At 70.6% G+C, this 21,518-nt stretch carries 24 protein-coding genes; 9 read left to right on the top strand and 15 right to left on the bottom strand.

Features of this window, described 5'->3' with window-relative positions:
* Positions 1-104 precede the first annotated feature (104 nt).
* Positions 105-1,739: an ABC-F family ATP-binding cassette domain-containing protein gene (locus ACFWY5_RS02915; protein WP_379615215.1), complete on the bottom strand. Its 1,635-nt coding sequence runs from the start codon at positions 1,737-1,739 to the stop codon at positions 105-107.
* Between the two features lie 58 nt (positions 1,740-1,797).
* Here ACFWY5_RS02915 and ACFWY5_RS02910 point away from each other — a divergent pair, with 58 nt between their 5' ends.
* The 3 genes from ACFWY5_RS02910 (at position 1,798) to ACFWY5_RS02900 (ending at position 3,337) form a co-directional block, all read left to right on the top strand.
* Positions 1,798-2,166: a DUF2809 domain-containing protein gene (locus tag ACFWY5_RS02910; RefSeq protein WP_379630384.1), complete on the top strand. Its 369-nt coding sequence runs from the start codon at positions 1,798-1,800 to the stop codon at positions 2,164-2,166.
* A 141-nt stretch (positions 2,167-2,307) separates the two neighbouring features.
* Positions 2,308-2,835 carry a Pr6Pr family membrane protein gene (locus ACFWY5_RS02905; protein ID WP_379630383.1) on the top strand — a complete coding sequence of 176 codons (528 nt, stop codon included), beginning with the start codon at positions 2,308-2,310 and terminating at the stop codon, positions 2,833-2,835.
* Positions 2,810-3,337, top strand: a complete 528-nt coding sequence (locus ACFWY5_RS02900) for a type 1 glutamine amidotransferase domain-containing protein (RefSeq protein ID WP_379615221.1) — start codon at positions 2,810-2,812, stop codon at positions 3,335-3,337. The genes ACFWY5_RS02905 and ACFWY5_RS02900 overlap by 26 nt, the downstream gene beginning before the upstream one ends.
* Here ACFWY5_RS02900 and ACFWY5_RS02895 read toward each other — a convergent pair.
* Positions 3,330-3,869 carry an AAA family ATPase gene (locus ACFWY5_RS02895; protein ID WP_379630382.1) on the bottom strand — a complete coding sequence of 180 codons (540 nt, stop codon included), beginning with the start codon at positions 3,867-3,869 and terminating at the stop codon, positions 3,330-3,332. The genes ACFWY5_RS02900 and ACFWY5_RS02895 overlap by 8 nt on opposite strands.
* Positions 3,870-3,926: 57 nt before the next feature.
* On the opposite strand from ACFWY5_RS02895, the gene ACFWY5_RS02890 reads away from it, so the two are divergent.
* Positions 3,927-4,439, top strand: a complete 513-nt coding sequence (locus ACFWY5_RS02890; RefSeq protein WP_379630381.1) for a hypothetical protein — start codon at positions 3,927-3,929, stop codon at positions 4,437-4,439.
* A gap of 416 nt (positions 4,440-4,855) precedes the next feature.
* On the opposite strand, the gene ACFWY5_RS02885 is transcribed toward ACFWY5_RS02890, so the two are convergent.
* Positions 4,856-5,764, bottom strand: a complete 909-nt coding sequence (locus tag ACFWY5_RS02885; RefSeq protein WP_379630593.1) for a S1 family peptidase — start codon at positions 5,762-5,764, stop codon at positions 4,856-4,858.
* A gap of 134 nt (positions 5,765-5,898) precedes the next feature.
* Between ACFWY5_RS02885 and ACFWY5_RS02880 the strand changes: the two genes are divergently transcribed.
* Positions 5,899-6,531: a TetR family transcriptional regulator gene (locus ACFWY5_RS02880; protein ID WP_379630380.1), complete on the top strand. Its 633-nt coding sequence runs from the start codon at positions 5,899-5,901 to the stop codon at positions 6,529-6,531.
* Positions 6,532-7,142: 611 nt separating this feature from the next.
* Complete coding sequence (locus ACFWY5_RS02875) at positions 7,143-8,669, top strand: amino acid permease (protein WP_379630379.1); 1,527 nt, start codon at positions 7,143-7,145, stop codon at positions 8,667-8,669.
* Here ACFWY5_RS02875 and lipB read toward each other — a convergent pair.
* The 4 genes from lipB to ACFWY5_RS02855 form a co-directional block, all read right to left on the bottom strand.
* The gene (gene lipB, locus ACFWY5_RS02870; RefSeq protein ID WP_379615229.1) at positions 8,666-9,304 is read right to left on the bottom strand and encodes a lipoyl(octanoyl) transferase LipB; all 639 of its coding nucleotides are present in this window, start codon (positions 9,302-9,304) and stop codon (positions 8,666-8,668) included. The genes ACFWY5_RS02875 and lipB overlap by 4 nt on opposite strands.
* A 1-nt stretch (position 9,305) precedes the next feature.
* Positions 9,306-9,494, bottom strand: a complete 189-nt coding sequence (locus ACFWY5_RS02865; RefSeq protein WP_379615231.1) for a PspC domain-containing protein — start codon at positions 9,492-9,494, stop codon at positions 9,306-9,308.
* Positions 9,495-9,557: 63 nt separating this feature from the next.
* Positions 9,558-10,064 carry an HAD domain-containing protein gene (locus tag ACFWY5_RS02860; protein ID WP_379615233.1) on the bottom strand — a complete coding sequence of 169 codons (507 nt, stop codon included), beginning with the start codon at positions 10,062-10,064 and terminating at the stop codon, positions 9,558-9,560.
* Positions 10,061-10,972 carry an AraC family transcriptional regulator gene (locus ACFWY5_RS02855; RefSeq protein WP_379630378.1) on the bottom strand — a complete coding sequence of 304 codons (912 nt, stop codon included), beginning with the start codon at positions 10,970-10,972 and terminating at the stop codon, positions 10,061-10,063. Before ACFWY5_RS02855 ends, ACFWY5_RS02860 begins: the two co-directional genes overlap by 4 nt.
* Before the next feature lie 75 nt (positions 10,973-11,047).
* On the opposite strand from ACFWY5_RS02855, the gene ACFWY5_RS02850 reads away from it, so the two are divergent.
* A complete protein-coding gene (locus ACFWY5_RS02850) occupies positions 11,048-11,857 on the top strand; it encodes an NmrA family transcriptional regulator (protein WP_379615237.1) in 810 nt (269 codons plus the stop codon).
* Here ACFWY5_RS02850 and ACFWY5_RS02845 read toward each other — a convergent pair.
* The gene (locus tag ACFWY5_RS02845) at positions 11,854-12,549 is read right to left on the bottom strand and encodes a hypothetical protein (protein ID WP_379615239.1); all 696 of its coding nucleotides are present in this window, start codon (positions 12,547-12,549) and stop codon (positions 11,854-11,856) included. The two genes, ACFWY5_RS02850 and ACFWY5_RS02845, sit on opposite strands and share 4 nt — an antisense overlap.
* On the bottom strand, positions 12,546-13,031 hold the full coding sequence (locus ACFWY5_RS02840; protein WP_379615451.1) for a SigE family RNA polymerase sigma factor: 486 nt from the start codon (positions 13,029-13,031) through the stop codon (positions 12,546-12,548). The genes ACFWY5_RS02845 and ACFWY5_RS02840 overlap by 4 nt, the downstream gene beginning before the upstream one ends.
* Before the next feature lie 157 nt (positions 13,032-13,188).
* Here ACFWY5_RS02840 and ACFWY5_RS02835 point away from each other — a divergent pair, with 157 nt between their 5' ends.
* Positions 13,189-14,022, top strand: coding sequence for an undecaprenyl-diphosphate phosphatase (locus ACFWY5_RS02835; protein ID WP_379615241.1), 834 nt, complete (start codon positions 13,189-13,191; stop codon positions 14,020-14,022).
* Between the two features lie 14 nt (positions 14,023-14,036).
* On the opposite strand, the gene ACFWY5_RS02830 is transcribed toward ACFWY5_RS02835, so the two are convergent.
* From ACFWY5_RS02830 to ACFWY5_RS02820, 3 genes are read right to left on the bottom strand one after another with little or no spacing between them, the layout of a single operon-like run.
* A complete protein-coding gene (locus ACFWY5_RS02830; protein ID WP_379630377.1) occupies positions 14,037-15,464 on the bottom strand; it encodes an amidase in 1,428 nt (475 codons plus the stop codon).
* Positions 15,465-15,507: 43 nt separating this feature from the next.
* Positions 15,508-15,669 (bottom strand): hypothetical protein, encoded by a 162-nt coding sequence (locus ACFWY5_RS02825; RefSeq protein WP_184958437.1) that lies wholly within the window; start codon positions 15,667-15,669, stop codon positions 15,508-15,510.
* Positions 15,662-16,510, bottom strand: a complete 849-nt coding sequence (locus ACFWY5_RS02820; protein WP_379615245.1) for an SPFH domain-containing protein — start codon at positions 16,508-16,510, stop codon at positions 15,662-15,664. Before ACFWY5_RS02820 ends, ACFWY5_RS02825 begins: the two co-directional genes overlap by 8 nt.
* 56 nt (positions 16,511-16,566) lie before the next feature.
* On the opposite strand from ACFWY5_RS02820, the gene ACFWY5_RS02815 reads away from it, so the two are divergent.
* Positions 16,567-17,745: a pyridoxal-phosphate dependent enzyme gene (locus ACFWY5_RS02815; protein ID WP_379630376.1), complete on the top strand. Its 1,179-nt coding sequence runs from the start codon at positions 16,567-16,569 to the stop codon at positions 17,743-17,745.
* A gap of 29 nt (positions 17,746-17,774) precedes the next feature.
* On the opposite strand, the gene ACFWY5_RS02810 is transcribed toward ACFWY5_RS02815, so the two are convergent.
* The 3 genes from ACFWY5_RS02810 to ACFWY5_RS02800 form a co-directional block, all read right to left on the bottom strand.
* Positions 17,775-18,461 (bottom strand): hypothetical protein, encoded by a 687-nt coding sequence (locus tag ACFWY5_RS02810; protein WP_379615249.1) that lies wholly within the window; start codon positions 18,459-18,461, stop codon positions 17,775-17,777.
* Entirely contained in the window at positions 18,458-20,878 is a 2,421-nt protein-coding gene (gene hrpB / locus ACFWY5_RS02805; RefSeq protein WP_379630592.1) for an ATP-dependent helicase HrpB, read from the bottom strand. The genes ACFWY5_RS02810 and hrpB overlap by 4 nt, the downstream gene beginning before the upstream one ends.
* A 304-nt stretch (positions 20,879-21,182) precedes the next feature.
* On the bottom strand, positions 21,183-21,497 hold the full coding sequence (locus ACFWY5_RS02800) for an ArsR/SmtB family transcription factor (protein ID WP_379615253.1): 315 nt from the start codon (positions 21,495-21,497) through the stop codon (positions 21,183-21,185).
* Between the last annotated feature and the right edge of the window lie 21 nt (positions 21,498-21,518).

Raw genomic sequence — 21,518 nt, 5'->3', positions numbered from 1 at the left:
ACCTTCAGGCGGGGGGTTCCCTGTGTAGAGAAAGGCACACCATCCCGTAGTCGCGTGTCAACGAGTGGCGGAAAATTGTTTCATTCTCGTTTCCTGGAGCGGTGTTAATTTTCAAAGACCTGCCCGGCGTCGACCTTGAGATGGCGATCCACCTGCACGGCCTCCAGCATGCGCCGGTCATGGGTCACCAGCAGCAGCGTGCCGGGGTAGCTCGCCAGCGCCGACTCCAGCTGCTCGATCGCCGGCAGGTCGAGGTGGTTCGTGGGTTCGTCGAGCACCAGCAGGTTGACGCCCCTGGCCTGCAGAAGCGCCAGCGCCGCGCGGGTCCGCTCGCCGGGTGAGAGCGTCGCGGCGGCGCGCGGCACATGCCCCGCCCGCAGCCCGAACTTGGCCAGCAGCGTACGCGCCTCACCCGGAACCAGCCCAGCTTCGCGGGTGAAGGCGTCGATCAGCGGCTCCTCGCCCACGAACAGCCCTCTGGCCTGGTCCACCTCACCGACCACGACGCCGGGACCCAGCGCCGCGTGGCCCTCGTCCAGGGGAACGCGGCCGAGCAGCGCGCCCAGCAACGTCGTCTTGCCGGAGCCGTTGGCCCCGGTGATCGCCACGCGCTCCGCCCAGCCGATCTCCAGGTCGACCGGGCCCAGGGTGAAGCCGCCCCGCCGGACCACGCCCTGGCGTACCGTGGCCACGACGGCGCCCGCGCGGGGGGCGACGGCGATCTCCATCCGCAGCTCCCACTCCTTGCGCGGCTCCTCCACGACGTCCAGGCGCTCGATCATCTTCTCGGTCTGCTTGGCCTTCGCCGCCTGCTTCTCGGTGGTCTCGATGCGGGCGTTGCGTCCGATCTTGTCGTTGTCGGGCATCTTGCGGCGGGCGTTCTTGACGCCCTTCTCCATCCACGCCCGCTGCGTGCGCGCGCGGGCCTCCAGCCCGGCGCGGGTGTCGGCATATTCCTCGTACTGCTCGCGCGCATGCCTGCGGGCCACCTCGCGCTCGTCCAGATAAGCCTGGTAACCGCCTCCGTACAGGTTGACCTGCTGCTGGGCCAGGTCCAGCTCCAGCACCTTCGTCACGGTCCTGGCCAGGAACTCACGGTCGTGCGAGACCACCACGGTGCCCGCCCGCAGCCCCCGCACGAACGTCTCCAGCCGGTCGAGCCCGTCGAGGTCGAGGTCGTTGGTGGGCTCGTCGAGCAGGAACAGGTCATACCGGCTGAGCAGCAGAGACGCCAGCCCGGCCCGAGCCGCCTGCCCGCCGGACAGCGTCGTCATGGGCTGATCCAGGTCGATCTTCAGCCCCAGCTCAGCGGCCACTTCCTCGGCCCGCTCGTCCAGGTCCGCGCCACCCAGCGACAACCAGCGCTCCAGGGCGACGCTGTAGACGTCGTCGGCGCCCGGGGCCTGCTCCACGATGGCCTGAGTGGCCGCGTCGAGATCCTTCTGCGCCTTCGTCACGCCCGTACGCCTGGCCAGGAACGCCCTGACCGTCTCCCCCGGCCGGCGCTCCGGCTCCTGCGGCAGGTGACCGACGACGGCCGTGGCCGGGCTCAGCCGTATCTCGCCCTCCTCCGGCGCGTCGATCCCGGCGAGCATCCGCAGCAACGTCGACTTGCCCGCGCCGTTGGCGCCGACCAGCCCGATCACGTCACCAGGCCCCGCCACCAGGTCGAGCCCGGAGAACAACACCCGCTCCCCGTGCCCGGCCGCCAGATTCTTCACTACCATCGTCGCGCTCACGTGCATTGATGCTAGCCAGCCGCGCGCGCCCCGGTCGAAGCCATTTAGGCTCTGGGGAATGTCCCGCCTGCCCACCGCGGTAGCCGCCGCCGTCACCGTGGCCGCGGGCCTGGGCGTACGCGCACTGTTCTCCGGCCCCTTCGCCAAGTACTCCGGCGACGCCCTCTACACCGTACTGATCTACCTGGTGATCGTCTTCATCCGCCCGCACGTGCGCCCCTGGACCGCCGCCCTGCTGGCCTGCGGCGTGAGCTGGGCCATCGAGTTCACCCAGCTCGCCGGCATCCCCACCGTCCTGCGCCCGCTCCTCGGCAGCACCTTCAACCCACCCGACCTCTTCTGGTACGCCACCGGCGCCACCCTGTCCGCGGCGGCCCACCACGTCATCCTCCGCCGCGCGCCTTCAGGGGGCGGGGCCGACGCGTGAGTGCCGGGCCATTGGTTGTACCAATCCGCCGCATTACGCGACGCTAAGGCCGGTGTTCATGCGTACCTTATGGCGAATCCTGCTGGTGGCGCCGCACTCACCGGAGTCGCACTCGCACTCGTCGAACTACGCAATCCCTGGGTGACGTTCACGGTGCAGAGCAACACCGTGCTGGCCGCCTACTACCTGTGGCTCCTGGCCGCCCGCCGCGAAGGCGGTCCCTCCGTCCGCGGCGCCGTCACCCTGTATCTGGTCGTGACCGGAGTAGTCGCCTTCTTCGCCCTCCCCCTGCCCCAGTCCGCCCGCAACCTGCTGCTCCACTGGGTCACGCCGTTGATGGTCCTGGTCGACTGGACCGCCTTCACCCACACCCGCCGCCCCGGCTGGGCCGACCCGTTCAAGTGGCTGGCCTTCCCCCTGGGATACGCGGTACTGGTGTTGCTCACCGCCCCGGGCCTACCGGCCAGAATGGCCCGCCGCCACCTGCACCTGCCCGAGATCGGCTTGTTCGACTATGTGCTGGCGGGGCTGGGATTCAGCGCCGTGTTCCTCATCGCCGGGTACGCGCTGATCGCCCTCACGCATATCTCCACATCACCCGGAAAGGGGGCCCAGAAAGGGAGAAATCATCATGCAGGGAAAGATGATCGCATTCCTCGCAGCCCCTGAAGGCGTGGAGCAGATCGAACTGCTCGACCCCTGGAAGGCCGTCAAACAAGCCGGCGGCACCCCGCGCCTGATCTCCACCGCCCCCGGCTCCATCCAGGGCTTCAACCACCTCGACAAGGGCGACGTCTTCGCCGTGGACGCCACCGTGGACGAGGTGAGCGCCGCCGACTTCGACGCCCTCGTACTCCCCGGCGGCGTGGCCAACCCCGACCTCCTGCGCACGGTCCCGCAGGCCGTCGACTTCGTCCGCGGCTTCTTCGACAGCGGCAAGCCGGTGGCGGCCATCTGCCACGCGCCCTGGACCCTCATCGAAGCCGACGTGGTCCAGAACCGCACCCTGACCTCCTGGCCCAGCCTGCGAACAGACCTGCGCAACGCCGGAGCCACCTGGGTCGACAAGGAGATCGTGGTGGACACCGACGCCCCGAGCACCCTGATCACCAGCCGCAAACCCGACGACCTCAAGGCGTTCTGCCACGCCCTGGTAGACACGATCACCTGACGCGGGCCGCCGTCACCAGCCTGACCAGAGCCGCAATGTCCACCGGGCCGGTAGTGTCCACCCGATGCACAGGCCCAAGCGCGAGCGGTTCCGCCTGCCGTACCCAGTGACGCCAGAGCTCGTCATCCACCCGGGAGTCAAGATGAATCGGGTGCCGCCCCGCACGCGCCCGATACCGCCGCAGGGCGAGATCCGCGGGAACGTCACACCACACCTCCTGCGAAACCGCCACCCCCGCCCGCCGCAACCCGTCCACGACCACCGGGCGAAGGTCCCGCAACCAAGGACTCTCCAGTACGGCACCGCCGCGTGCGTCGGCCAGCAGAGTCCAGAGGGTCTCGGCGGCGGCCATGCCGAGCCTGCGGCTCCACTCGGCCGGGGACGTGCCGGGCGGGGCGGCGCCGAGTACGTCGGCCAGCGTCTCCTTCACCCTGTCCTTGCTGAGAAGAGGCAGCGCGAGGGCGCCGGCCAGCGCTTGGGCCAGCGTGGTCTTGCCCGAGCCGGGCAGGCCGTTCACGAGGACGACGGGCATGCCCGGATGCTAGATCACCACCTCGCGCCCGAACCGCATATGTAAAAATCTCCAGCCATGGCGGACTTGTACGAACTGCTGGTAACAGCCGACCTCCCCGATGACCTCTCCGAAACCGAGGCGGCCGAACTCCGATGGCACCTCGGGCTTGGGCCGGAGCCGGAGGAGTTCACCATCGTGACCGACTTTCCCGCGGAGTTCGTTGACGACCCTGACGATCCCCGGGTCGCGGCGAGCGGGGAAGGGTACTGGGCTGCGGTACGGCTCCCGGCGCTGGCCCAGCGTGGGGCGGCCGCCAGAATCCGCGGGGTGCTCTTCTCGGCGCTAGAGCGTCGCGGTCCAGATGAGCGGCGGCCTGGGTGGGCGTTGACCTCACGCCAGGAGATCCACGCGGACGACTTCGACCTGGCGACGCAATTCATCCGATGGCTTGACCGGAGGGTGCGCGAGTCGGCGTTCGATCTCTCCTTGCACATGCGTTTCTATGAGGACGATGCCCTCGAACCGGCCTTCCTCCGGAACGGCGAGCTCGTGACCCAGGGGACGGTGTCCATCTCCCCTGAACTCTGACAAGGCCACCCGGGGTACGTCGGCGCTGCGGCGGGGGCGTGTAGCCCGGTGCGTTCCCCGGGCATGCGCTTTGGACGATCCAGGCCCTGGGGTTGAGGCTCGGCTGAACCGAACGCACAACCTTGCCCCACCGCGCGAAGCGCGCACCACAGCTAGACCGCGCCTGTGGGGTGGGCTCCAACTGGCTGACCACTTAGAAAGTGCCTCTGAACTCCGCAGGCTCTTCTTTGAATCTTGACGTGGTCTGATGATGCAGCCATGGCCAAGCGGGTCGAACTGAGACGGTGCGTGGCGTGCGGGCGGCCGTTGCGGCGTGGTGCGCGGGCAGATGCGCTCTACTGTTCGGGCGCTTGTCGGGCTCGGCATTGGCGGGTGTGGAGGCGTCTGCAGGCGCGCACGGCTGCCCCCCGGAGGGGCTACATCGCCGTCAGTTCTGCCGCGGCTTCGGGGTCGTGCTTGGTGATGGTCTTGATGATCCAGGGCTTGTGATGGGTCACGTCGGTCCAGATGCCCAGGCCGGGGTCGCCCTTGGGGTTGGTGGCGCAGATGCCGCTGCCGTCCTTGCGCTCGGTCAGGTCGTCGCCGTCGCGGGAGGTCGCGCCGATGAGCTCCCACCTGCCGGCGATCTTGCGGATCTGCGGGCCGCCGGAGTCGCCGCTGCACGACATGGCCGGGCGGCCGTGGCGTTGGCCGGTGCAGAGCTCGCTGACGTGGTCGATCATCGTGCAGCGCTTGTCCGGCACCAGGACGGTGTTGAGCTCTCTCAGCTGGCGGGGCATGTTCTTCTCGCAGCTGGGCTTGTTGGGGTCGTCGCAGGTCATGCCCCAGCCGATGACGCGGGTCGGCGTTGTGGCCGGGCCGGCGTCGTCGGCGATGCGGATCGGGGCTAGATCAACCCTCCGCTCCAGCTGAACCAGGGCGATGTCGTGCTTGAGCGGCCGCTTCAGGCCCTTGCTCATGTCGGGCAGCTTGAATCCGGGATGCACCACCAGGCGCTCGTATCCGACGAGCGTTCCGCCTTTGAGACGGTGGGGCGAGCCGATCCTGGCCTTGGTCTTGCCGGGGACCACCAGGTCGGCGCAGTGGGCGGCGGTGACGATCCAGTTCGCCGCGATCAGGGAGCCGCCGCAGTGGCCGGGCAGCCCCTTCTTACGCAGGTAGGCCATGAAGGGATAGGCCTCGGTTGCCGCGCGACCGCCGATGATGGCCGCCTCCGCGGTAGCAGGGGACACAGCCGTGGCGGCGGTGGCGGTGGGCGCGGCGGCCAAGGTGAGGCCGATCGTGGTCAGGGCGGTGAGGACGGTGGAGCGCATGCCGATGGCCATGGACACCGGTCTCCTTTTCTTGTTGGGGTGCGGCTGGGGGCACCTTCGGAAGTTCTGTAATTTCATTACGGTTGTAATGACACTACAGTGGCTTCTGAGCGAGTGCGCAACCCCGGGAGAGGGAGATCACAACGATGCGGCTGAGCCGAGCCGAGGCACGCGAGCGCAGCAGACGGGCGCTGATCGAAGCGGCCGCCGAGGAGATCAGCGACCGGGGCTATGCCGCGGCCCGGCTTGAGGACATCGCCTCACGCGCCGAGGTGACCACCGGATCGATCTACTCGATCTTCGGCAGCAAGCTCAACCTGATCGTCGCCGCGATGGCCCATCTCGCCCACGATCTGTACGGGGAGATGATGCCCGCGATAAGCCCCGGCGAGGACCTCACCGTCGAGGACGTGCTGCGCTCGTGCGCCCGCCGGATCCAGCATCTGGCCTCGACCCCACAAGCCCAGCGCTACATGCACCTGGAACTGGAGCTGGCCTCCCTCGCCCTCACCGACAAGCAGACCTTCGCCCAGGCAGGCGAATCCGTCCTCGACCCTCCCCAGGACCTGGTCCTCACCATCGCCACGCTGTTGACCGGCCGCCGTCTGGCCGGAGGCAGCCACGAGCGCACCACTCCGGAACAGGGAGCCGACCTGGCCCCAGCCGTACACGCACTCCTGCTCGGCCTCTTCCAGGCCCGCGTTCTGCACGCCGAGGACATGAGCGCCGAATACTACGAACGGGCCGCCGTCGCACTCCTGGGCATGCTGAACGGCTGAACGATGTCCAGCCAACAGAGGCGACCCTCCCCGCGGGCCGACGATGACCCGCCCGCCCGCTCCAACCTCCACTGTGATCGCCTCGTCAGCCCTGATATGCATGACCAGACCGCGCCAAGCAGACCGCATGAAGCCGTCACAGCCAGTGATTAGAGGATCAGAGACACCTGCTTAACTGGGCGACGGGCGGGGCCAGGCAGAACGCGCGGAGCGAAGCGGAGCACCCCGCCTGTCGGGCGGGCCCCAACTGCCCAGCCACCCAACCGGGCAACGGGCGGGCCTCCCGGAAGACAGCCCGAGCGAAGCGAGGCCCGACACGGGGTCGAGCCCCCGGCTCGACTGGCAACACAGCCTTGCCCACCGCGCGAAGCGCGCACCACAGCAAGACCAAGCCTGCCGGGCGGGCCCCGACTGGCTGACCACTTAGCTGGGCGACGGGTGGGGCCAGGAAGAACGCGCGGAGCGAAGCGGAGCACCTCGCCTGTAGGAGGGGCTCGTATGGGGGCGAAATACCAAGAGGATCTCTTACTACCTTGAAACTCTCGTGTAACCGCTTGATCGGAGGAACGAATTGGTCTAGAGGTAGACCAAAGAACCCCCGAGGAGACCACATGACTGTGGATGAGGATTCCAAACGACTCGCCGAGCTGGGTTACAAGCAGGAACTCGCACGAACCTGGAGCGGTTTCTCCAATTTCGCCATCTCCTTCTCGATCATCTCCATCCTCGCCGGCTGCTTCACCACCTTCTACCAAGCCTGGAACAACGGCGGCCCGGTCGCCATCTCCTGGGGCTGGCCCCTGATCTCGATTTTCATCCTGATCATCGGCTTCTGCATGTCCGAGCTCGTCTCCGCCTATCCGACGGCGGGCGGCATCTACTGGTGGGCGGCCAAGCTCGGCAAGCCCGTCCACGGCTGGTTCACCGGCTGGCTCAACCTGGTGGGCCTGATCGCGGTCACCGCCTCGGTCGACTACGGCTGCGCCACCTTCCTCGACCTCACGCTCACCCAGTTCTTTCCCAGCTGGGAACCCAGCCTGGCCAGGGTGTTCGGCTTCTTCGCGGTGATCCTCATTCTCCACGCGCTGATCAACATCTACAGCCACCGCCTGATCTCGGTGCTGCAGAACATCTCCGTCTGGTGGCACGTGGCGGGGGCCGCGGTCGTCGTCGGGCTTCTGGTGTTCCTGCCTCAGCAGCACCAGTCGGTCTCGTTCGTGTTCACCGAGACGATCAACAACTCCGGCTTCGGCGACGGGACGGGCGGCCTGCCGTTCTGGTTCTACGTGCTGCCGCTGGGCTTCCTGCTGACGCAGTACACGATCACCGGGTTCGACGCGTGCGCGCACGTCTCGGAGGAGACCCACGGCGCGGCCATGTCGGCGGCCAAGGGGCTGTGGAAGTCGATCTTCTACTCGGCGATCGGCGGCTGGATCGTGCTGCTGGCGTTCCTGTTCGCGGCCACGGACGTGAACGCGATCAACGAGAGCGGCGGCGCGGTGGCGACGATCTTCACGACCGCGCTCGACTGGGCTCCGGCGACGCTGATCCTGGCGATCTCGACGCTCGGCCAGTTCTTCTGCGGGATGAGCTGCGTGACCTCGATGTCGCGGATGACCTACGCGTTCTCGCGGGACGGCGCGGTGCCCGGCTGGCGGTTGTGGTCGCGCGTGAACGCCAACCGCACCCCGGTCAACGCCATCCTCGCCGGCTGCGGCGTGGCCCTGCTGATCACGCTCCCGGCCCTGTGGGCCCCTCCCGGTACGGCCGCGCCGGTGGCTTTCCTCGCGGTGGTGTCGATCGCGGTCATCGGCCTCTACCTGGCCTTCCTGATCCCGATCTGGCTGCGGCTGAAGCAGGGCGCCGCGTTCGTGCCGGGTCCGTGGACGCTGGGCTCGAAGTACAAGGTCCTGAACTGGATCGCCGTCATCGAGATCATCGTCATCTCGATCTACTTCATCATGCCGGTCTCGCCCAAGGGGGTTCCGGGCAACGCCGAGTTCACCTGGACGGCGGTCAACTACGCGCCGATCGCGGTGGGCGTGGTGCTGGCGGGCATCGCCCTGTGGTGGACGTTGTCGGCGAAGCGCTGGTTCACCGGGCCCCGCCGTACCGTGGACAAGATCCCCACTCCCTAAGCGGAGGCCTCGAAGGCGGTCGCGACGGTCTCGCGGACCTCGGTCATGGTGGCGGCGTCCAGTTCGCGCTTGACCGAGGTCATGTCGACGTCCGGCATGCCGCACGCCACCGCCCAGTGCCAGGGTTCGAGGTCGCCGTCGACGTTGAGGGCGAAGCCGTGGCTGGTGACGCCGCGGCTCTGCCGCATCCCGATCGACGCGATCTTGCGGCTGGTCTCGCTGGTCCAGACGCCGGTCAGGAGCTCGTGGCCGGGCGGGGTGTCGCGGCGCTCGGCGGGCAGGCCGAGCTTGCCCAGCGCCTCGACGAGGCGGAGCTCCACCTCGCGGACGTAGTCGACGATGCCCTCGTCCTCGCCGAGCTTGACGATGAGGTACCCGACGAGCTGGCCGGGGCCGTGGTAGGTCAGCTGGCCGCCACGGCCGGTCTCCACGACCGGCACCCCGCGGGCGGGGTCGGGCAGGTGCTCCAGTGGCGTGCGCCGCCCGACGGTGAAGACCATCGGGTGGCTCAGCAACCACAGCGTGTCGCGCCGCTCGTCTCTCTGCCGTTGACCGACCAGGTCGGTCATGCGGTCCATCGCCTGGTCGTAGCCGACGAGATCGTCCTGGATGAGCGTGAGCGGGCGCGACTTCATACTAGTGAGCGTAGCTCCGCGGGCCGTTGGGCAGGACGATCCAGAGAATGATGTAAAGCACCCACATGGGGCCGGGCAGCAGCGACAGCAGCAGCCACAGCGCCCGCACGACAGTGGGCGACCAGCCGAGCTTGTCCGCGATGCCGCCGCAGACGCCGGCCAGAATCCTGTGCTCCTTCGAGCGGTACATCTCGCTCCTCCGTTGGTTGCGAACTCACCTGGTAAAACGGACAACCAGGTGATTCGCGTTCCACTATGGACCCTGAGAAAACCCTGACAGGGTGAGCCATTCGGCGGCGAGGTCGAAATGTTGCCTGGTCAGTCCCCTTTTCGGGTCGACCTGGACGAGGAAGAAGTCGCCGACGTCCGGGTGGTCCCTGAGATAGTGCTCGTCGGCGGAGAACAGCAGGTCGTCGAACCACACGAACGGCCGCCCCCGCACGTACGCGGCCACGTGCGGCGTCTTGAACATCTCCCCCACCTCGCTGGGCCGATCCTGGGCCACCCGGATGACCGGCAAAGTGGGCAGCCCGAGGCGGGGGGCGATCCATTCGTTGGCGTGGTGTTCCCAGGTGGTCGCCCACACGAGTTCGGCGCCGGCCCGCACGGCCAGTTCGAGCAGCCAGGTGCCGTGCCGCGGGTTGAGGTGGACCGTGTAGGTCTCGCCTTCGAGCACGCACCGGTAGCGCCGGAAGTCCGCGGACGGCCGGCCGAGCGGGTTGAGCACGCCGTCGATGTCGACGAGCACCAGGGGTTTCATCCGACCTTGTATTCCTGGGGACTGACGCCGCGTACCCGTTTGAAGGCGGTGCTGAGGGCGAACGGGCTGCCGTAGCCGACCTTCCTGGCGACGGAGCCGATGGTGGCGCCGGGCTCGCGCAGCAGGTCGGCGGCGAGGGCGAGGCGCCAGTCGGTGAGGAACGCCATCGGCGGCTCGCCCACGAGTTCGGTGAAGCGCCTGGCCAGCGAGGCCCGCGAGACGCCGACCTCGGCGGCCAGGGAGGCGACGGTCCAGGGGTGGGCGGGGTTGTTGTGGAGCATGCGCATGGCCTTGCCGACGATCGGGTCGCTCTGGGCGCGGTACCAGGCGGGCGCCTCGTGGTCGGCGAACCAGGAGCGCAGCGTGGAGATCAGCAGTAGGTCGAGCAGCCGGTCGAGTACGGCTTCCTGGCCGGGTTCGTCGCGGACCATCTCGGCGCCGAGCAGGCCGATCAGCGGGCCGCCCGGGAGCACGAGGAGCTTCGGCAATGCCTCCAGCAGCCGCCTGCCGACCTCGGTCTCCATCGCGTACGTCCCGACGATCATGATGGTGTCGCCGTCGGCGCTGTTTCCCCAGGTACGCACGCCCAGGTCCATGGACTGGTAGAGCGATTCGCCGTCCAGCGTGGTGCAGTGCTGGTCGGCCCCGATGATGATCTGGGGTGTGGTGTCCGGCTGGTCGGCCACGACGTACTCGTCCGGCCCGCGCACGATCGCCACCTCACCGGGGCTGATCCGGACGGGCGCGCCGCCCCGCGGCACCACCCACGCCTCCCCCTTGACCACCCCCACCACGGTGAGCGGCGCCTGGTCCTCCACCCGCATCGACCAGGGCGGATCCAGGAGGGCACGCAGCAGAAAGGCGCCCCGGGCACGCGGCCCGTCGAGGAGTGCGGCAAGCTGGTCCATGCTTGAGACGATCGCATATGGAATGGCGCGTTTCAACCATGTCCAGTCTCATTCGCGGCCGCTTAACTATGAGGCATGACGAACAACACGACACTGGTTCTCGGTTCCAACGGCAAGACCGGCCGCCGCGTGGTCGAGCGGCTTGAGGCGATGGGCCTCGACGTGCGCAGGGGCTCGCGCCCGGCGTTCGACTGGGAGGACGACTCCACCTGGGCGCCCATCGTCCGCGACGTCCACGCCGTCTACATCACCTACTACCCCGACCTCGCCTTCCCCGGCGCGCTCGACCGGATCCGCACCTTCACCGAGATCGCCGTCGCGGCGGGCGTGCGCAGGCTGGTCCTGCTGTCCGGCCGCAACGAGGAACTCGCCCAGGAGGCCGAGCAGGTCGTCCTCGGCGCCGGCGTCGAGGCGACGGTCGTGCGCTGCTCCTGGTTCATGCAGAACTTCGACGAGGGCTGGCTCCTGGACCCGGTGCTGAGCGGCACCATCGCGCTGCCCGCCGGCGAGGTCACCGAGCCCTTCGTCGACGTGGAGGACATCGCCGACGTCGCCGCCGCTGCGCTGACCCAGGACGGCCACGGCGGCAAGGTCTACGAGCTGACCGGCCCCCGCCTGATCAGCTTCGCCGAGGCCGCCGCCACGATCAGCGCCGCGACCGGGCGCGAGGTCGCCTACGTCTCGGTCACGCCGGAGGAGTTCGCCGCCGGCGCCATCGCGGCCGGCGTGCCCGAGGACGAGGCCCACGGTCTCAACGCGCTGTTCGCCGAGGTCCTCGACGGCCGTAACGAAAGCCTCGCCGACGGGGTACGGCAGGCCCTCGGCCGACCGGCCCGCGACTTCACCGAGTACGCCAAGCAGGCGGCTCAGGCGTGGAAGGTCTAGGGCCGGTCGTAGACCCCGGCCGACCAGCCCCCGGGCTGTACGCCCAGGTCGGCGGCGAGCGAGAGGGCGACGTCATAGCGGACGAGCTCGGCGGCGGCGTACCTGCCGTCGCAGAGCCCCTTCTCCTTGTCGACCAGCACGCAGTCCTTGAGCGGCCGGTCCACCACCGGGGCGCTGGCCGGGAACACCCAGACGCGCACGCTCGTGGCCTTCCCGGCCAGCTCGAACCGGGTCCCGTGGCCGGCGCACGGGGCCGTGGCCCCATCCCGGGCGGCCCCGTCCTTGAACGACAGGACCACCCAGGCGCCCGGTTCCTCGCACCGCACCACGACGGTGGCGGACTTGGGGGTGAGCTTCAGGTCGTAGCCGACGGCCGAGGTGTCGGAGTAGAGCCCGTCGGAGCGGTTCTTGCCGCCGAGAGTGGGGGAAGGCTCCCGCTCGACCGTCCGTGACGGCGTCCCCGAGGGGGTCGCGGCGGCCACCGGGGCCGGATCCGGGTCCGGGCTCTGCCCGGGGATCAGCAGGAACGCGACCAGCGCGGCGGCCCCCGCCAGCACCGCGCTCATCCCCCACCGGATCATCAGCATCCGGCGGCCCCGCCGTACGATCTGGGTCACGTCTGTCGGCCTTTCTGGTGCGGGTGCGGTGCGCTCGTCCAGCAGCGCCCGCAGGTCGTCCTCGGTGAACGTCATCGCGCCGCCTCCTCCGACCGGATGCCCGGATGTACGCGCAGCTTGGCCAGCGCCCTGCCGAGCTGCGTCTTCACGGTGCCGAGCGAACAACCCAGCACCTGGGCGCACTGCGGGAGCGTCAGCTCCTCGAAGTAGTGCAGGACGATCACCGCGCGCTGCCGTCCCGACAGCTCCCGGATCGCCGACCACACCGCGGCCTTCTCCTCCGCCTCGGCCGAGAAGTCGCCGCCCGGGATCTCGGGCAGCCGCTCGGTCGGCACCTCGCCCCGCCACCTCCGCCGCCACCAGGAGGCGTGGGTGTGGGTGAGGATGCGGTAGACGTACGGATCCGGGTCGCCGTCGATCCGCCGCCAGGCCGTCCACGCCTTGGCCAGGGCGGTCTGGACGAGGTCGTCCGCGGTGTCCCAGTCGCCGGTGAGCGCATAGGCGGTACGGCGCAGCCGCGCTGACCGCGTCATCACGTACTCGGCGAAAGTGTCCATCACCGGTACTACGGTCTGGACCACCCCAACCGGATGACCCCCGTTTCCAGAAATTTCCGGATCCATCCCTGCTCCCCATGAGCAACGCTGTCACCACCCAACCCCAACGACCGATAACCTCGCTTCGTCAAAGAGACGGGCGTGGGAGGGTATACGCGTGATCGGCTGGCTCGAAGCTGTTGTCCTGGGCCTGATCCAGGGCCTGACGGAGTTCCTCCCGATCTCCTCCAGCGCGCACATCCGCGTCGTCTCCGAACTCGTCGGCTGGCAGGACCCGGGCGCCGCCTTCACCGCGGTGATCCAGCTCGGCACCGAGACCGCGGTCCTGATCTACTTCCGCAAGGAACTCTGGCAGATCATCTCCACCTGGACCCGCTCCCTGTGGACCCCCGCGCTGCGGGCCGAGTTCCACGCCCGGATGGGCTGGTTCATCATCGTCGGCTCGCTCCCCATCGGCGCGCTCGGCCTGCTGTTCAAGACCGAGATCGAGACCGTCTTCCGCGACCTGCGCATCATCGCCACCACGCTCATCGTCTTCGCGATCATCCTGTGGTTCGCCGACCGCACCGCCCGCAACAAGCTCACGCTGGAGAAGCACCTCAGCTTCACCCACGCCATCGTGTACGGCTTCGCCCAGTCGCTCGCCCTGATCCCCGGCGTCTCCCGCTCCGGCGGGACCATCACCGCCGGCCTCCTGCTCGACTACCGGCGCGAGGACGCGGCCAAGTACTCCTTCCTGCTGGCCATCCCTGCGGTGCTGTCGTCCGGCCTGCTGGAGCTGACCGAGATCGGCGAGGGCCAGGCGCCCGCGTGGGGCCCGACGATCCTGGCCACGATCATCTCGTTCGTGGTCGGCTACGCGGCCGTGGCCTGGTTCCTGCGCTACATCAGCACCCACCGCTTCACCGGCTTCGTCATCTACCGGATCGCGCTCGGGGCGTTCATCTTCCTGTGCATCGCGCTGGGCTGGATCTCGCCCATGCCCAGCTAGAACAGCTGGAACAGCTAGAGCGAGTAGCCCGGCGGGCGCACCGCAGGATGCGCGGTGGTCAGCTGGGCGGCGAGGCCGAGCAGGTGGGGTTCGCCGCCGGGTGGCGCGATGAGCTGCACGGCGATCGGCAGGCCCGTCGAGTGGGTGGCGATCGGCACCGACAGCGCCGGCCAGCCGCACATGTTCCACGGGCCCGTCGCCGGCGCGTACCTGGCGTTGGCCAGCACGTTGCTGAGCAGGCCCCGCTGTGCCCACCCGTCGGCGCGGGGCGGCACCGCGGCCAGCGTCGGGGTGATGAGCACGTCCGCGTCACCGAACCAGCGGTCGGCGCCGTAGCCACTCCAGCGTTCCCTGCCCTTCGTGCCGTCGAGCGAGAGCCTGGCCAGCACCCGCCCGGCCCGGCCGAGCGCACGGCTGCGGCGCTCCAGGCGGCCGCGGTCCAGGCCGTCGGCGGCCTCGCCGGAGCGGACCAGCCAGGCGGCGATCGTGGCGGGTCCGAGCCAGGCGGGCAGGCGCTCCTCGTGCTCCACGATCGTGTGCCCGGCCACCCGCAGCGTCTCGGCCGCCGCCTCCACCGCCGCCCGGAACTCCCTGTCCATGGACAGGCCCGCGGGAAGCGGCTGCGGCGCGTAGGCCACGCGCAGGTCGAAGGGGCCGTTCGCGTCCGGCCGGATCGGGCGGTGCTCCCAGGTCTGGTCGTCGCCGTCGTCGGCCCAGACCGAGCGGAGCATCGGGCGCGTCGGCTCCGTCCGGGAGCCGGTCCGCCACGACTCGGCCAGGCCCGGGTCTGCGGCCAGCACCGACAACGCCAGCGACAGGTCGGCCACGCTCCACGCCAGCGGCCCGTTCTCGGTCAGGCCCCGCCAGTCGTTGACCGGCGGCGGGACCACGCCAGGACCCGGCTTCAACGCCAGCACCCCGCAGCAGGCCGCGGGGATGCGCAGGGAGCCCATGCCGTCGTTGCCGAGGGCGATCGGGACCATGCCGGCCGACACCGCGGCGGCGGCGCCGGATGAGGAGCCGCCGGCCGTACGGGACAGGTCCCAGGGGTTTCTGACGGTGCCGTAGGCGCTGTCGCCGAAGCCCACCAGGCCCAGCTCGGGCAGGTTGGTCAGGCCCACCACGACCGCGCCCGCCGCGCGCAGGCGGGCGACGGCGGGATGGTCCTCGCGCGCGGGGGCGTCGGACGTGGCGGCCGAGCCGTGGCGGCACGCCTCGCCCGCCACCTCCAGGTTGTCCTTGACCGCCACGGGCACCCCGGCCAGCGGTAGGTCGGCCAGGTCGCGGCGCTTGCGCACCGCCCGCGCCTCTTCGACCGCGCGCGCCCTGACCAGGCGGAAGGCCCCGAGCCGTGGATCGCGCTCGGCGATCACCTGGAGATGCTCCTCGACGACGATCTCCGGCGCGACGTCCCCATGCCGTACGGCTGCCGCGATCTCCACGGCGGACCTTCCTGCCCACAACATGCATAGAGTCTGCAGGTTTCTAGCGTTCGGTGCGAGGCTCCCGACCGGCTTCCTTCAAGGCCAGGCGCAACGCGAACTCGATTTGCCCGTTCACGCTGCGCAGGTCGTCGGCCGCCCACTTGGCGATGGCGTCGTAGACGGCCGGATCCAGGCGCAGCAGGAGCTTCTTCTTGTCAGGCATAGAGGCTGCCGGCGTTCACCACCGGCTGGGTCGCGCGGTCGCCGCACAGCACGACCAGCAGGTTGGAGACCATCTGCGCCTTGCGCTCCTCGTCGAGGTCGACCACGCCCTCGGCGGCGAGCCGGTTCAGCGCGAGCTGGACCATCCCCACCGCGCCCTCGACGATGCGCGTCCGCGCCGCGACCACCTGGGCGGCCTGCTGGCGGACCAGCATCGCCTGGGCGATCTCGGGCGCGTAGGCCAGGTGGGTGATGCGCGCCTCCAGCACCTCGACCCCGGCCAGCTCGGTGCGCTCGCGCAGCTCGGTGGTGAGCTCCTCGGCGACGGTGGTGCCGTCGCGCAGGCTGGTGCGGGCCTCCTCGTGCGAGTCGTACGGATGGGTGGTGGCCAGGTGGCGCACGGCGGCCTCCGACTGGATGGAGACGTACTCCTCGTAGTCGTCGACCGAGAACACGGCCCGCGCGGCGTCGGTGACCTTGTAGACGACGACGGCGGCGATCTCCACCGGGCTGCCGTCGGCGTCGTTCACCTTCAGCCTGGCCGTCTCGAAGTTGCGGACCCGGAGCGTGACCTTGCGCTTCGTGGTGAGCGGGAACACCCACTGCAGGCCGGTGTCGGTGACCGTGCCGACGTAACGGCCCATGAACTGCACGACATTGGCCTCGTTCGGGTTGATCACGGCGAACCCGGTGAGGATGAGCAGCACGACCAGCCCGAGGACGATCGCGAGCACCAGCCCGGACAGGCCGCTGTTGAGCAGGGTCAGCCCCGCCACCACGGCCAGCGCGATCGCCACGATCAGGACCAGGAACCCGTTGAGGCGGAAGGCACGTCGTTCCATCGCGACTCCTTGCTATCGAAGTGATATCACGATGATAGCCCACTAGGCTCGAACGCGTGACCGCTCCATCGCTTGCCGTCGCCCAGCGCTCACTGGGCGACCCCTCGATCGGCTATCCCCTCGTCCCCCCGCTCACCCGCGGCTGCCCCAAGACCAGCACCGACGCCCTGGCCTACCCGCTCGACGTCGACTACGACTACGACCGGGTGCCCGCCGGGCTGTTCGAGCAGGCGCCGCTGCCCGACATCGCGCGGTGGTCGCCGCTGCTGCCGCCGCTCCACGCGCCCACCCTGGGCGAAGGCGGCACCCCGCTGCTGGACCTCGGCGGCGGCGTCCACCTCAAGGACGAGTCCCGCAACCCCACCTGGTCGCACAAGGACCGGCTCAACCGCGTCACCGTCAGCGCCGCCCTCGCCGCCGGCGCCCCCGGCGTGGTCGTCGCCTCCTCCGGCAACCACGGCGCCTCGGCCGCCGCCTACGCCGCCCGCGCCGGGCTCAAGGCCGTCGTGCTCGCCTCCGCCGACTCGCCGCCCGCCGTGCAGTCGTTCGTGCGCGCGTACGGGGCGAAGGTCCTGACCGTGGACGCGGACAGACGCTGGCCGCTGCTGCGCGACATCGTCGACGAGCTCGGCTACCACCCGGTCAGCAACCAGACCGTCACCCACACCGGCCACCCCTACGGCCCCGAGGGCTACAAGACCATCGCCTACGAGCTGTTCGCGCAGCTCGGCCGGGTCCCGGCGGCGGTGTTCACGCCGACCGGCTACGGCGAGCTCCTCTACGGCGTCTGGAAGGGCTTCACCGAGCTGCGCCGCACGGGCGCGACGACGGACGTGCCGCTCATGTTCGCCGGCGAACCGGCCGCCGGCGCCCCGACCGCGCGGGCGCTGGCCGACGGCGAACCCGCCGCGATCGTCGAGGCTGGCCCTTCCGACGCCTACGCCATCCTGTGCGCGGTCGGCGGGCACCGCGGCGTGCGCGCGGTCCGCGACAGCGGCGGCCGGGCGGTGCCGCTGGGCGACGACGCGATGCGCGCCGCCCAGCGGGAGCTGGCCGACCGGGGCATCTGGCAGGAGCTCTCCGGCGCCGCGGGCCTGGCCGCCTTCCGCGCGCTTGGCCGTACCTTCGACGGGCCTGTGGTGTGCGTCGGGACGTCCAGCGGCTTCAAGGACCTCGGCGTGGGCGCCCGCCCGGCCGAGGTCCTCGCCGACCCCACCTGGCGCGACGCCCTCTAACGAACGTTTCTTAGCGGTACGGCGGGCCGCTACGAGCCCTCGCGCAGCCAGACGCGCAGCGGCCCGATCGCGGTGAACCCGTGGCGGGCCGCGGCCGCGACATCGCTCTCGTACCCGACGAGCGCCCGCCCGGGGAACAGCCGGGCGGCCATCGCGAGCACACCCGCCCAGGCCTCGTCCACGTCGCGACCGGCGGCGAACACGTTCGAGACGCCCACCACCCGCTCATCGCCGCTGAGCACCGCGCCGCAGACGATCTCGCCTTCGGCCCGGCCGGCCAGCACCCGGGCCCCGTCCAGGATCGCGGGCAGGAACAGCTCGTTGTCGTGCCCGCCGCTCCAGGCCCGCTCCCATGCGCGCAGGACGGCGGCGTCCTCGACACGCTCCCAGGTCACCTCGCCCGGCACGGCCACGTCCACGGGCGGCTCCCGGTGGATCCAGCTCGCCTCGAACAGCACCTCGAACCCGCCGTCCAGCTCCAGCGCTGCGAAGCTGTCCTTCACCGAGGCCCACGGGCCCGCGTCGATGCCGTCCAGCACGTCGGCGGCGGTGGCCGCGGGATCGAGGGTGACGGCGTCGGGGTAGTAGGGCGGCGTCCTGCGGTCGCTGCTCCACACCGCGGGGCCGAAGTGCCCGGTGATGCCGTGCGCCCGTGACATCAGGTCGCACCACTCGGCGTTGTTGCGCGCCGCCGCCAGCACCCTCTCGTCGGTCATTTCCCCATTATCCGGGCATTGGTGTGGCGTGTGGCCTTCGCCGTCAAAGGGTCCTCCGGCCAGGGATGTTTGGGATAGCGCCCGCGCAGCTCGGCCCGTACCGCCCGGTAGCCCTCACGCCAGAACGAGGCCAGGTCCGCCGTAACCGCCGCCGGCCGGCCCGCCGGGGACAGCAGGTGGATGAGCAGCGGCACTCCCGCGATCTTCGGGGCGTCGTCCCAGCCGAACAGCTCCTGCAGCTTGACCGCCAGCACCGGCTGCCCGCCCGAGTAGTCGACGCGGATCCGCGACCCGCTCGGCACCTCGATCCGCTCCGGGGCGACCTCCTCAAGCCGCCGGCTCCACGGAATCAGCCTGCGCAGCGCCGTGGCCACGTCGATGCGTTCCAGGTCGGAACGGCGGCGCGCCCGCGACAGCTCCGGCTCCAGCCACTGCTCGGCCAGGTCGGGCAGCGCGTCCATGTCCGGCCACGGGTCGCCGGCCGCCCGATGGCAGAAGGCCATGCGTTCGCGCAGGGCCACGGCCTCGGGGGTCCAGGTGAGCACGTCCTCGGTACGCAGGCCGTACAGCAGAGCCTCCCGCACCTCGGCGCCCCGCAGCGGCTTGGACCCCAGCTCGATCGCGCCCATCCGCTCGACCCGCCGCGCCACCACGTCACCGCGCCGCTCCCCGGGCGGCACCTTCCAGGCCACCTCGTCCTCGACCGTGACCTCGCAGGCCAGCCTGGCCGTGTCCGCGTCGATCACCACGGCCTGCCGGATCCGCGCGGTCGCCGACCCCGCCGGCCGGTCGGCCACCGCGATGGCCAGCCACTCGGCCTCTCCCAGCCGCGACCCCTCGCCGAGCTGCGCCTGCGTACCGGACGCCATGAGATAGGCCCCGCCCCTGCGCCGCGCCACCCGCTCGGGAAACGCCAGCGCCACCGTCACCCCGGCCACCGCGTCGACGGAGCCCCGCCGCCCGCCCGTCGCCGCGGCGGCGCGGGTCAGGCGTTCGACCTCCTTGCGCCAGCGGGGCAGCGCGCCGCGGCGGGCCGAGCGCCAGACCTCGGCCAGGTCGTCGGAGGCGTCCCTGGGGAGCTGGTCGGACAGCAGGGCGACCACCTCCGCGGCGCCCGGTCCCGCGTCCAGGAGCGCCCTGGCCAGGCGCGGGTGCACGCCCACCTGCGCCATCCGCCGCCCACGACCGGTCACCCGCGAGGTTCCGGATTCAAGGGCTCCAAGCGTTTCGAGGGTACGCGCGGCGGCGGACATCGCGGCCGGCGGCGGCGAGGTCAGGAGGCGCAGGCCAGTGGCGTCCGGAGTGCCCCAGCAGGCGGCCTGGAGGGCGAAACCGGTCAGGTCGGCCAGGGCGATCTCGGGTTGCGGGTGGTCGGGCAGGCGCTGGTGTTCGGCCTCGGTCCAGCAGCGGTAGACGGCGCCGGGCGCCTCACGGCCCGCCCGTCCCGCCCGCTGCACCGCCGCCGCCTTCGACGCGCGGACCGTGGTGAGCGAGCCGAGCCCCCTCGCGTGGTCGGTACGCGGTTCGCGGGCCAGCCCCGAGTCCACGACCACGCGTACCCCGGGCACGGTCAGGCTCGACTCGGCCACCGACGTGGCCAGCACGACCCGGCGGGCGGTGGCGGGGGCGAGCACGGCGTCCTGGACGTGGGCGGGGGCCTGGCCGTGTACCTGGAGCACCTGCACGTCCTCGTCGGCGAGCATCCTGGCGACCTTGCCGATCTCGGCGACGCCGGGCAGGAAGCACAGCACGTCGCCCTGCCGTTCGGCCAGCGCCCGCCGTACCGTCGAGGCGACGTGGGACAGCAGCGTGGGATCGACCCGCAGCCCGTGCGGCGGCGCGAGCGGGCGGGGCGGCGGCGCCCACACGGTCTCGACGGGGTGCAGGGCGCCGGTCGCGGCCACGATCGGCGCGTCGCCGAGCAGGCGGGCCAGGGGCGCGGCGTCGGCGGTCGCGGAGGTGGCCAGCAGGCGCAGGTCCGGGCGGAGCGTCTCGCGGACGTCGAGCAGGAAGGCGAGGGCGGTGTCGGCGTCGAGGTGGCGTTCGTGGCACTCGTCGAGGATGACGACGTCCACGCCGGGGAGTTCCTGGTCGCGCTGGAGGCGTTGCAGCAGCACGCCCGTCGTCACGACCTCGACCATGGGGTTGCGCCCGACCTTGCGCTCGCCCCTGATCGTGTAGCTGACACCCATCCTGTGCGCGGCCGCCCGTACGGCCAGCCGCCGCGGCTCGGCCACCAGCACCCGCAGCCCTTCCTCGGCCAGCGCGAGGGGAACCACCGTGGTCTTGCCGGTGCCGGGGGGCGCGGTGAGCACCGCACAGCCGTGCCGTCCGAGCACCCCCGACAACTCCCCCAACACCCCAGCAATCGGCAACCCACCCCAACCGACGGCCAAAGACCCAGAACCATCCCCCACCCCCGCCGAGCCGGGTACGCCCGACAACCCGGACGACACACCGGAGACCGGAGAGCCCGAGGTCGGAGAGCCCGAGGCCGGAGAGCCCGAGGCGTCGCCCGACCCAGGCGCCGCCGCGACAGGCAAGCCGGGTGCGCCCGACATCCCCGACGACACACCGGTGGCCGGAGAGCCCGAGGCGTCCCCCGGCGCAGATGTCGCCGACCCAGGTGTCACGGGGGTGGGCAGGCCGGGTGTAGGCCCTGGCTCGGGCGGCGTGGCGCTCGTCGGTGGGGTGGGGTTGTGGGGTGGGGTGGGCACGGGTTCAGGCGGGGTGGGCGGCGGTGAGGATGGAGGAGATCAGGCCGGGGAAGCGGGCGTCGAGGTCGTCCCTGCGCAGGCTGAGCATGCGTTCACGACCGTTCAGCCGGGTCCTGGTGACGCCGGCCTCACGCAGCGCGCGGTAGTGGTGCGACAGCGTCGACTTGTGGATGTCGAGGTCGTCCCCGGCGCTGGAGCACGACAGCTCGCGGCCGTCGGCGAGCTTGACGACCAGTTCCAGCCGCACGGGGTCCCCCAGAACCCTCAGCACCTCCGTGAGCTGGATGTCCTTGGCGTCCGGGTGCGGAAGCTGGCGCATGGTGCCACTCTACTTCAGTTC

It is taken from the genome of Nonomuraea sp. NPDC059007 (assembly GCF_042740555.1).
GTDB lineage: Bacteria > Actinomycetota > Actinomycetes > Streptosporangiales > Streptosporangiaceae > Nonomuraea.
This window is presented reverse-complemented; position numbering and strand designations above follow the sequence as displayed.